Raw genomic sequence first — 12,056 nt, 5'->3', positions numbered from 1 at the left:
TTCCTGCAACTCGCAACGCCACAACAACAATCTGTACCGATCCCTGGAGGGACCAATGCGCCACCACTACCCCCATTCCGCCAGTCCGGCGCGCAAGCTGCTCAGCTGCGCCCTGGCCAGTTGCCTGCTGCTTGGTGCCGCGCCGGCCTTTGCGCAGAGTGCTGCGGCGACCATCCGCGGCCAGGTCACCGTCGACTCGGCGCCTGCCAGCCAGGCCCAGGTCACCGCGACCAATCTCGCCACCGGCCTGACCCGCACCGTGCAGGTCAGCAACGGTGGCTACTCGCTCGGCGGCCTGCCGCCGGGTTCGTACCGCCTGGACGTCACCGCCAACGGCCAGACCACCTCGCAGAACGTCACCGTGCAGGTCGGCCAGACCGCGACCCTGAACCTGGGCGTCGGCGGCGAACCGGCCACGGCTGACGGTGGTAACGCCACCACGCTGGACGCGGTGCAGGTCAAGGCCCCGCCGGTACTGGTGGAAACCCGTACCTCCGAGAACGCCACCTATATCTCCAACGTGCAGATCCAGAACCTGCCGCGTGCCACGCGCAACTTCCTGGAACTGGCCGATACCGTGCCGAACGTGCAGTTCACCCGCGAGGCCAACGGCACCACCAAGGTGCGCTCGGGCGCTACCTCGGCCGAAGGCACCAACGTCTACATCGACGGCGTGAGCCAGAAGAACTACGTGCTGACCGGCGGCGTCAGCGGCCAGGATTCCAGCCGCGGCAACCCGTTCCCGCAGTCGGCGATCGGCGAATACAAGGTCATCACCTCCAACTACAAGGCCGAGTTCGACCAGGTCAGCGGCGCGGCCATCGTGGCCTCGTCCAAGTCCGGTACCAACGATTTCCACGGCAGCTTCTTCTGGGATACCAGCAACGACAGCTGGCGCGAAGAAAGCCCGCTGGAAAAGCGCGCCGGCGTGCGTGACGACTTCGAGGAAACCCAGTACGGCGCCACCTTCAGCGGCCCGATCCTCAAGGACAAGGCGCACTTCTTCGTCGCCTATGAAGCCAAGGAATACACCACCCCGAACGTGGTGATCCCCGGTTCGATCTATTCGGACCGCGTCGATCAGCTGCCCACGCAGTTGCAGCCGCTGGTCGCCACCTACAGCACGCCGTTCAAGGAAGACCTGTACTTCGCCAAGATCGACTGGACCATCGGCGACAACAGCCTGTTCGAGCTGAGCGGCAAGTACCGCAAGGAAGACGAGCTCAACGACGTCGGCGGCACCTCGACCCTCGAGCACGGCAGCATCAACGGCCAGGAAGAAAAGCGTGCCAACCTGCGCTGGCAGTACAGCGGCGCCAACTTCCTCAACGAAGCCAACCTCAGCTACGAGAGCGCGTTCTGGAACCAGGCGCCGATCAACAACGGCAACGGCTACATCCTCAGCTACACGCCCAACCGCGGTAACGAGACCGACGTGCTTGCCGCAGGCGCCGGCAGCAGCTTCCAGCGCAAGGGTCAGAAGGGCTGGACCTTCCAGGACGATTTGACCCTGAACAGCCTGGAATGGCACGGCGCGCACACCGTCAAGATGGGCGTGAAGTTCAAGAGCATCGATCTGGATTCCACCCAGTTCAATCCGGCCAACCCGCAGTACTACTACAACATCCTCAGCGATGTCGAAACGCCGTACCGGGTGCGCTTCGGTGCGCCGCTGGTCGAAGGTGGCGGTTCGGTGGTGTCCGAGAACAAGCAGTACGGCATCTATTTGCAGGACGACTGGGAGGTCAACGAGCACTGGACCCTGAACCTGGGCGTGCGCTACGACTACGAAGAAACCCCGGCGTTCCTGGACTTCGTGACCCCGTCCGACGTCGCCGGTGCGCTGCAGAACTGGACCAACCTGCGCAACGCCAACTACGACATCAACAACTTCATCAGCACCGGCAACAACCGCAAGGCGTTCAAGAACGCCTGGCAGCCCCGCCTGGGTGCCTCCTATGACCTGTTCGGCGATCAGGCGCATGTGATCTATGGCGGTGCCGGCCGTGCCTACGACCGCAACATCTTCGATTACCTGGCGCTCGAGCAGCTCAACAACTCGTTCAACTCCTACAGTTACTACTTCACCAGCGCCAATAACCCGGCCTGCCTGGGCGACCCGTGCACCGCATGGAATCCGGCCTACAACACCCAGGAAGGCCTGAACACGCTGACAGCCAGCAGCACCGGCGGCGGCGGTCGCGAGGTCTACCTGATCGACAACAACATCAAGACCCCGTACTCCGATCAATTCAGCATCGGCATGCGCAACATGGTGCCGCTGTGGGGCCAGGACTGGTTCACCGACGTGACCCTGAGCCGCATCGAAAGCCATGACGGTTTCGCGTTCGTGCGCGGCAACCGTCTGCCGGACGGGTCGTTCTTCCAGCCGGGCACCACGTCCGGCTCGCCGACCGACGGCCCGGATGGCTACAGCGCCATCGTGCTGGGGACCAACGGCGTGGAAACCCGCAACAACCAGCTCGCCCTGCAGGTCGAAAAGCCGTTCGACGAGGAGTCCGGCTGGGGCCTGACGGTGGCCTACACCTATTCCGATGCCAAGGAGAACCGCCAGTTTGGCGAGCATTACGCCCTGGATCGCGAACGCATCGAGGACTACGGCTGGCGCGAGGCCGGCGGCATTCCGAAGAATCGCCTGGTGGTCACCGGCATCTACGAGCTGCCGTACGAGATCAAGCTGTCCGGCAAGCTGTCGCTGGCCAGCCAGACCGCGCGTTATGGGCAGAACTGCCTGGCCGGCAACGACCAGTGCTACATCGTGCAGTTCAAGCCGGACGGCACGTTGGGCTACAAGGAGTTCAGCATCGCCGCCAATAAAGAGTGGGATACCGGCGCAGGTGTCAAATTCAACGTGCGTGCGGATATCCTCAACGTGTTCAATTGGGTGAACTACGCCAACTTTAACGGCGAGACCGGGACACTCGGAGACTTGAACACGGCTTACGGCACCCCGACCGGTGTGCTGGCGTCGCCGATGCGTACCTTCCGTCTGGCCTTCGGCCTGAACTGGTGAGGTACTCGACCGCCCCGGCAGTTGCCGGGGCGGTCGAACTCGGCGCTTGGATAGGGTAGGTTGGCGTGCGAGATGTAATCGATTACACAAGTGGGGGGCGGATGAACAGGGGCAGGACTTCGTATTGGTTGACGATTCCACTATTGCTGGGTGCGCTGGTGCTAGCGTCCTGCAAGCAGGCCGAGGAACCCAAAGTGGCCGAAAAGAAGGCGCCGGTGAAAGTCATCCTGGTGGAAGCGCAGCTGCCACCCAAGCCGGTCAAACCCGCGCTGCCGCCGCTGTTCTCGGACATCGAGCGCCGCACTTTCCAGTTTTTCTGGGACACCACCAACGAACTCAATGGGCTGTCGCCGGACCGGTTTCCGTCACGTCCGTTCGCCAGCATCGCCTCGGTGGGGTTCGCGCTGACCGCGTACCCGATCGGCATAGAGAACGGCTGGGTCAGTCGCAATCAGGCGATCGACCGCACCTTGACCACACTCAAATTCTTCCGCGATGCGCCAATGGGGCCGCAGCGGACCGGTAGGGCCGGGTACAAGGGCTTCTACTACCACTTTCTGGACATGCAGCAGGGCAACCGTTACGACAGCTGGGTCGAGCTGTCGAGCGTGGACACCGCGCTGCTGATGATGGGCGTGTTGTTCACCCAGTCGTATTACGACGGCGACGACCCGCGCGAAAAGGAGATCCGGCAGATCGCCGATGCGCTGTACAAGCGCGTGGACTGGCGCTGGCTGCAGCAGCGCGCACCGCTGATCTCGATGGGCTGGTTCCCCGAGAGCGGCTTCATCGACCACGACTGGATGGGCTACAACGAGGCGATGATGCTGTACATCCTCGCGCTCGGCTCGCCGACCCACGGCGTGGACGTGGATGCCTGGACCAGCTGGACCCGCACCTACAACAATGACTGGGGCGTCTACCAGGGCCAGGAATACCTGTCCTTCGGCCCGCTGTTCGGTCACCAGTACAGCCATGTCTGGATCGACTTCCGCGATATCCAGGACCAGTACATGCGCGAACGCGGCATCGACTATTTCCTCAACAGCCGCCGCGCCACCCTGGCCCAGCGCGACTATGCCATCGACAACCCGATGAAGTGGAAGGACTACGGCGAGAACGTCTGGGGCTTGACCGCCGGCGACGGCCCGCAGAACACCAGCCAGGAATACCGTGGCGAGCAGCGCCAGTTCCGCCACTATTCCTCGCGCGGCGCCGGCCTGCGCGAGAACTTCGACGACGGCACCATCGTGCCGTCGGCGGCGATTTCCTCGATCGTGTTCGCCCCGGAAGTGGTGATCCCGGCCACCGAGGAAATGCACAAGCGCTATGGCGACTTCCTGTATTCCAGCTACGGCTTTCTGGACTCGTTCAATCCCAGCTTCAACTACGACATCCCGCTCAAGACCGGGCGCATGGTGCCGGACCGTGGCTGGGTGGCCAGCGACTACATCGCCATCGACCAGGGCCCGATCCTGGCGATGATCGCCAACTACCAGAACGAATTCGTCTGGACCGTGATGAAGAAGAACCCCTACATCCGGGCCGGTCTGGAACGCGCCGGCTTCACCGGCGGCTGGCTCACTCCCGAAGGCGAGCCGCAGCCGGCACCGCAGAAGGACGAGCAAAAAGCCGCCGCCCGCGCGCTGGGCATGGCCGAGTCGCGTGCCGCCGCCGCCCAGGCCCAGCAAGACCCCTCGCAACGCCAAAAACCCGAGTAATCCGTGCGACTTTTGAAACTGTTGATGATCTCCGCCGCACTGTGTGTGGGTATGGCGGGATGCGAACGCTCCGACCCCGGCAAGACCACCGTGCGCTTCTGGGCCATGGGCAAGGAGGCCGAAGTGGTCGCCGAGCTGGTGACCGACTTCGAGAAGCAAAACCCCGACATCCACGTGGATGTGCAGAACATCCCGATGACGGCGGCGCACGAAAAACTGCTGACCGCCTTTGCCGCCGATGGCTTGCCGGACGTGTGCCAGCTCGGCAACACCTGGCTGCCGGAGTTCGCCCTGCTGGACACGCTGGAACCGATGCAGCCGTATGTGGCGCGTTCCAGGATCGTCGACCCGCAGGATTATTTCCCCGGCGTGTGGGACACCAATCTGGTCGACGGCACCCTGTATGGCGTGCCGTGGTATGTGGACACCCGGCTGCTTTTCTATCGCAAGGACCTGCTGCGCGAGGCCGGCTATAGCGAGATGCCCAAGACCTGGGCCGAGATGGAACAGGTGATGGCGGCGATCAAGCGCAAGGTCGGCCCGGACCGCTACGCCATCCTGATGCCGCTCAACGAGTTCGAGCAGCAGCTGTCGTTCGCGCTGCAGCAGGACGACCGCCTGCTGCGCGACCACGACAACTACGGCAACTTTCGCGGCGAGGGCTTCCGCAAGGCGCTGGGCTTCTACGACACCATGTATCAGAAAGGCTGGGCGCCGAAGGTCTCCGAGACCCAGGTCTCCAACGTCTGGTACGAGTTCTTCAACGGCTATTACGCGTTCTATCTGTCCGGCCCCTGGAACGTGCGCGAGTTCAAGCTGCGCCAGCCGCCGGGCATGGAAGGCAAGTGGGGCACTGCGCCGCTGCCGGGGCCCAACGGCCTGGGCGCGGGCATTGCCGGCGGTTCCAGCCTGGTGATCTTCAAGTCGTCGCAGCACAAGGACGCCAGCTGGAAGCTGATCGAATACCTGTCGCAGCCGCAGGTGCAGGCGCGCTTCCACGCCATCATCGGCGACCTGCCGCCGCGTCGCAGCACCTGGAAGTTGCCCTCGCTGGCCAACGACGAACTGGCGCATGCCTTCGGCGACCAGCTGGAGCGGGTCAAGGCCACGCCCAAGGTGCTGGAATGGGAGCGCATCGTGCAGGAAATGCGCCTGGTGACCGAGCGCGTGGTGCGTGGCGGCCAATCACATGAGGCCGCCGTGCAGGAACTGGATAAACGCGTGGACGAGATCCTGGCCAAGCGCCGCTGGATCTTCGAACAGGAGGGCGGGCATGTCGGTCCGGCCGGTGCACCGGCAACGCCTGCGGCGACACCTGCCGCAGCGCCTGCAGCGGGCGAGGGGGCGGCACGATGATGAAGCGTAATTCCGTCGCCGGCTGGGTGTTCGCCGCGCCGTCGATCCTGGTGCTGGGCATGTTCTTCGGCGTGCCGGTGTTCGCCGCGCTGGTGCTCAGCGTCACCGACTTCGATCTGTACGCACTGGCCGACAGCGGCCATCTGCGCTTCGTCGGCCTGGGCAACTACATCGACCTGCTGCAGACGCCGCTGTTCTGGAAGTCGTTGTGGAACACCACGTATTTCGTGCTGCTGGGCGTGCCGATGTCGATCGGCGTGTCGCTGGGCGCGGCATTGCTGCTCAATGCCAAGGCCTCGCGCTTCAAGGCGTTGTTCCGTACCGCCTTGTTCGCCCCGGTGGTGACCACGCTGGTGGCGGTGGCGGTGATCTGGCGCTATCTGTTCCACATCAAGTACGGCCTGGTGAACTTCGGTCTGAGCCATCTGGGCATCGCCCCGATCGACTGGCTGGGCGACCCGCGCTGGGCGATGCCGACCATCATGCTGTTCGCGGTGTGGAAGAACTTCGGCTACAACATGGTGATCTTCCTGGCCGGGCTGCAGGCAATCCCGCAGGACCTGTATGAGGCCGCGCGCATCGATGGCGCCTCGCGCTGGAAGCAGTTCCTGCATATCACCCTGCCGATGCTCGGCCCGGTGCTGATGGTGGTCGGGGTGATCACCATCTCCGGCTATTTCCAGCTGTTCGCCGAGCCCTACGTGATGACCCGCGGCGACCCACTGCAAAGCACCGTGAGCGTGCTGTATTTCATGTTCGAGGAAGGCTTCAAGTGGTGGAACCTCGGCCGCGCGTCGGCGGTGGCGTTCCTGCTGTTCCTGATCATCCTGGCGGTGACCACCGTAATGCTGCGCTTCGGCCGCAAGAGGGATTTGATATGAGTCGTGATGTCGGCCAATCGCGCTGGAATGGCGTGCTGATCAACGGTGGCCTGCTGCTGCTGGCGCTGGTCAGCCTGGCGCCGCTGTTGTGGATGCTGTCGGTGTCGTTCATGCCCACCGGCGAGGCCAGCCGCTTCCCGCCGCCGATGCTGCCCTCGGCGTTCACCACCGCCAACTACCACGAGCTGTTCGCGCGTACCGGCATGGCGCGCAACTTCGCCAACAGCCTGATGGTGTCCGGGCTGATCACGCTCGGCTCGCTGCTGATCAACACCATGGCCGGCTATGCGTTCGCCAAGCTGCAGTTCGTCGGCCGCGAGCGCATCTTCAAGATCCTGATGGCGGCGCTGGTGATCCCGGCGCAGGTGGCGATGCTGCCGCTGTTCCTGTTGATGAAGCAGCTGCATCTGGTCAACAACATCGGCGGGGTGGTGGTGCCGGCGCTGGCGACGGTGTTCGGCATCTTCCTGGTGCGCCAGTACGCGCGCAGCATTCCCGATGAACTGATCGAGGCCGCGCGCATCGACGGCGCCAGCGAAATGCGGATCTTCTTCCAGATCGTGCTGCCGATGCTCAAGCCGGTGCTGGTCACCCTGACCATCTTCACCTTCATGGGCTCGTGGAACGATTTCATGTGGCCGCTGATCGTGCTGACCGACCAGGAGCAGTACACCTTGCCGGTGGCGCTGGCCGCACTGTCGCGCGAGCACATCATGGACGTGGAGCTGATGATGGCCGGCGCAGTGGTGACGGTGATTCCGGTGCTGCTATTGTTCGTCGCGCTGCAGCGCTACTACATCCAAGGTCTTCTGCTGGGGAGTGTGAAGGGGTGAAGCCAATGTTCCTGCGATTGTTTGCCATGACCGCTGTTGCCACCTCTGCGGTCACGGCGCAGGCGCAGGAACGCGTGCTCGACGGCTTCAACGACATCGGCGCCTGGCGCCTGGTGGTGTCCAACCAGGTCAGCGGCTCGCTGCGGCCGGTCGCCACCAGCGCCGGCGGGCATGCGCTGTGCCTGGACTACAACTTCAACGGCGTGTCCGGCTATGTCGGCATCCGTCGCAACCTGCCGATCGACTATCCGGACAATTACCGCATCGGCTTTGCGCTGCGCGGCGACTCGCCGTCCAACGACCTGCAGGTCAAGCTGATCGATGCCAGCGGCGACAACGTGTGGTGGGTCAACCGGCCCGGCTTCAACTTCCCGAAGAACTGGACCACCGTCGGCTATCGCAAGCGCAACATCGAAAAGGCCTGGGGCCCGGGCCAGGACAAGCAGCTGCGCAGCAGCGCGGATGTGGAGTTCACCATCTACAACAAGGTCGGCGGCAAGGGCACGGTGTGCTTCGACCGTCTGACGCTCACGCCGCTGCCGCCGGAAGACACCTCGCCGTTGAAGGCCGAGGCCATCACCGACACCGCGCCCGCACTGGAACAACGCCTGGCCGACGGCAAGCCGGAGACCTTCTGGCTCAGCGGCGCGGTCAAGCAACAGACCGTCACGCTGGACCTGGGCAAGGTGCGCGAATTCGGCGGCGCGGTGGTGCAGTGGGTCCCCGGCCTGCAGGCCTCGCAATACGTGGTGCGCGCGTCCAGCGACGGGCGCGGCTGGCGCGACCTGCGCACCGTCACGGCCGGTGCCGGCGGCACCGATTGGCTAGCGCTGCCGGACACCGAGGCGCGATACCTGCGCTTCGATCTCAAGGACGGCCCCAACTGGCGCTATGGCATCAAGGAAGTTCAGCTGCAGCCGCTGGCGTTTGCGGCGACCCCGAACGACTTCATCAAGTCGCTGGCCGCGCAGATGCCGCGCGGCAGCTATCCGCGCGGTTTCTCCGGCGAGCAGCCGTACTGGACCATCCTGGGTCTGGACGGCGGCACCGAGCAGGGCCTGATCGGCGAGGACGGCGCGGTGGAAGTGGGCAAGGGCGGCTTCAGCATCGAGCCGTTCGTGGTCACCGGCGGCAAGCTGCTGCACTGGTCCGACGTCAGCAGCGAACAGAGCCTGCAGGACGATTACCTGCCGATTCCCAGCGTCGACTGGCACCACGACCTGATGAACCTGCGCGTGACCGCATTCGTGCAGGGCACCCCGGATCAGGCGCAACTGGTCGCACGCTATCAGCTGCACAACACCGGCAAGGAGGCGCGCGACTTCACCCTGGCGTTGGCGGTGCGGCCGTTCCAGGTCAACCCGCCGGCGCAGTTCCTCAACACCCTGGGCGGCGTCAGCCGGATCGAACAACTGGCGGTGGAGGGCGCGCAGGTCAGCGTCAACGGCAAGCCGCGGGTATTCGCCGCACAACGTCCGGATGCCGGCTTTGCCAGCGCCTTCGACAGCGGCATGGATGTCAGCCATCTCACCGCCGCCACGCCGCCGACGATCACCCAGGTCAAGGACGACACCGGCCTGGCTTCGGGCGTGCTGCTGTATCGCTGGAAGCTGGAGCCCGGCCAACAGCGCGAGGTGGCGCTGGTGATTCCGCAGACCGGCACCGCGCAACTGCCGGCCGGCTTCGATGCCGACAAGGCGCAGCAGCAGGTGGCCCAGCAGTGGCGCAGCAAGCTCGATCGCGTGCGCATCAGCGTGCCGGCCGAAGGCAAGCCGGTGGTCGACACCTTGCGCACCGCGTTGGCGCATATGTTGATCTCGCGCATCGGCCCGCGCCTGCAGCCGGGCACGCGCTCGTATTCGCGCAGCTGGATCCGCGACGGCGCGATGATTTCCGAAGGCCTGCTGCGGCTCGGCCGCGAAGACGTGGTGCGCGAGTACGTCGACTGGTTCGCCCCGTATCAGTTCGCCGACGGCATGGTGCCGTGCTGCGTGGACGACCGCGGCAGCGACCCGGTGCCCGAGAACGACAGCCATGGCGAGCTGATCTTCAACATCGCCGAGTACTACCGCTACACCGGCGACAAGGCGTTCCTGGAAAAGATGTGGCCGCACGTGACCGGCGCCTACGACTACATGGAAAAGCTGCGCGCCAGCGAGCGCACCGAAGACAACTTCATGCGCAATCCGGCCTTCTACGGAATGATGCCGGTGTCGATCAGCCACGAAGGCTATTCGGCCAAGCCGGTGCATTCGTACTGGGACAACTTCTGGGCGCTGCGCGGCTACAAGGATGCGGCGATGCTGGCCGGCGCGCTCGACAAGCCCGACGAGGTCGCCCGCTTCAGCGCCGCACGCGACGAATTCAGTGGCGACCTGGTCGCCTCGCTGGGCGCGGCGGTGCGCCAGCACAGTCTCGATTTCCTGCCTGGCTCGGCCGAGCTGGGCGACTTCGATGCGACCTCGACCACCATCGCGCTGGCCCCGGGCGGCGAGCAGCAACGCCTGCCGCAGGACCTGTTGACCAATACCTTCGAGCGCTACTGGAAGGAGTTTTCCGATCGCCGCGACGGCAAGCGCGCATGGAAGGACTACACGCCCTACGAATGGCGCAACGTGGCCGCGTTCGTGCGTCTGGGCTGGCGCGACCGCGCCTGGGACGCCACCGCGTTCTTCTTCAAGGACCGTGCGCCGCAACCCTGGAACCAATGGGCGGAAGTGGTCTCGCGCACGCCGCGCACGCCGTTCTTCGTCGGCGACCTGCCGCATGCCTGGGTCGCCTCGGATTTCGTGCGCTCGGTGCTGGACATGTTCGCCTACGGACGCGAATCCGACGCCAGTCTGGTCATCGCTGCCGGCACGCCGACGCGTTGGTTCGAGGGCAAGGGCATCGGCATTGCCGAGCTGCGCACACCGTACGGGCGCCTCAATTACACCTTGCAGCGCACCGACAAGCAGCTGGTGCTGCAACTGCAGCCCGGCCTGATCCTGCCGCCGGGCGGGGTGGTGCTGCCGTGGCCGTACCAGGGCACGCCGGGCAAGGCCAGCATCAACGGTGAATCTGCCGAATGGCAGAACGGCGAATTGCGGATTCAACAGCTGCCGGCCAACGTGCAGATCGATGTGCCCAGCGCGGTGCGGCGGGCCGAGCGCGCCTCGCAATGAACGACGCGGCTAGACCGACCCGGGCAGCGCCGGCGCGGCGCGGCGGCGGGTGGCCGGTCGTGTGGGTGGCGCTGCTACTGTGCTTTGTCGCTGTACACGCCACGCAGGCCGCGCAACCCGCACAACTCGAGCAGACCGATCAGGCAGCACGCGCATCCCCGGCAGTGCAGTCGCCGGGCGCGGCGCAGCGCGAGATGACCCTGGTCACGCTCAACCTGCATCACGACCGCGAAGACTGGCCGGCGCGTCGCGCCTATATCGCCAGAGAGCTCAAGAAACTGGCGCCGGACGTGATCGCGCTGCAGGAAGTGATCGAGCGCCGCGGCGGTGTGGAGAACCAGGCCGCCTGGTTGGCGCGCAAGCTGGATTACGACTACACCTTCGCCTCGGCAGATCCGGTCGGCGCGCCCAAGCGCTACGGCAACGCGTTGCTGAGCCGGCGCACGGTGCTGGCCCGGCATCAGCGCCTGCTGCAGCCGCTGGACGACTACCGCGTTGCCGCGCATCTGCAAGTCGATGTCGACGGCCAGCCGATCAATGTCTACGTCACCCACCTCAACGAACGTGCCGATGCGCGTGGCACCGCCACACGCACGCGTCAGGTCGCCGACCTGCTGGACTTCATTGCCTCCAACAGCGAGCAGGCACCGGTCGTGATCGCCGGCGATTTCAACACCGCCGCCGATGCCCTGGATCTGGAAGCGCTACGCAAGGGCTACGGCGACAGCTACGGCAGTGTGCATCGCAACAGCGATGCCACCGTCAGCACCTTGAACCTGCATGTGTTCGACACGCCGGCGCGGATCGACCACGTGTTCTTCCAGCAGAACCGCCTGCTGGCGCGCGAAGCGCGCATCCTGTTCGACACCCCGTATGCCGAAGGGCGCTGGGCCTCGGATCACTACGGCGTCTGGGTGCGCCTGCAGCTCGCGCCACAGGCGCAGTCCGCGCCGTAGCCGCGCGCAAGCGATCGAATGCCGTAGGAGCGCACCCGGGCGCGATGGGGCGTTACCGGTAACGCCCAATCGCGCCCGGGTGCGCTCCTACGAGCAACAGACTGTAGTGCC

7 protein-coding genes are annotated in these 12,056 nt (G+C 65.0%); all 7 read left to right on the top strand.

Annotation, left to right across the window (positions count from 1 at the left end):
• Positions 1–55: 55 nt before the first annotated feature.
• The 7 genes from GGR73_RS06205 (at position 56) to GGR73_RS06175 (ending at position 11,945) form a co-directional block, all read left to right on the top strand.
• A complete protein-coding gene (locus GGR73_RS06205; RefSeq protein WP_184456052.1) occupies positions 56–3,034 on the top strand; it encodes a TonB-dependent receptor in 2,979 nt (992 codons plus the stop codon).
• A gap of 101 nt (positions 3,035–3,135) precedes the next feature.
• On the top strand, positions 3,136–4,755 hold the full coding sequence (locus tag GGR73_RS06200) for a glucoamylase family protein (protein ID WP_039527041.1): 1,620 nt from the start codon (positions 3,136–3,138) through the stop codon (positions 4,753–4,755).
• A gap of 3 nt (positions 4,756–4,758) precedes the next feature.
• Positions 4,759–6,111, top strand: a complete 1,353-nt coding sequence (locus GGR73_RS06195) for a sugar ABC transporter substrate-binding protein (RefSeq protein WP_184456050.1) — start codon at positions 4,759–4,761, stop codon at positions 6,109–6,111.
• On the top strand, positions 6,108–6,992 hold the full coding sequence (locus tag GGR73_RS06190) for a carbohydrate ABC transporter permease (RefSeq protein ID WP_024940601.1): 885 nt from the start codon (positions 6,108–6,110) through the stop codon (positions 6,990–6,992). The genes GGR73_RS06195 and GGR73_RS06190 overlap by 4 nt, the downstream gene beginning before the upstream one ends.
• Entirely contained in the window at positions 6,989–7,825 is an 837-nt protein-coding gene (locus GGR73_RS06185) for a carbohydrate ABC transporter permease (protein WP_016904891.1), read from the top strand. Before GGR73_RS06190 ends, GGR73_RS06185 begins: the two co-directional genes overlap by 4 nt.
• A gap of 26 nt (positions 7,826–7,851) precedes the next feature.
• Positions 7,852–10,989, top strand: a complete 3,138-nt coding sequence (locus tag GGR73_RS06180; RefSeq protein ID WP_024940600.1) for a discoidin domain-containing protein — start codon at positions 7,852–7,854, stop codon at positions 10,987–10,989.
• Between the two features lie 59 nt (positions 10,990–11,048).
• Positions 11,049–11,945, top strand: a complete 897-nt coding sequence (locus GGR73_RS06175) for an endonuclease/exonuclease/phosphatase family protein (RefSeq protein ID WP_184456048.1) — start codon at positions 11,049–11,051, stop codon at positions 11,943–11,945.
• Positions 11,946–12,056: the final 111 nt, after the last annotated feature.

This window comes from Xanthomonas sp. F14 (assembly GCF_014199865.1).
The sequence above is the reverse complement of the archived record's forward strand: the minus strand, read 5'-3'. Positions and strand labels throughout refer to the sequence as shown.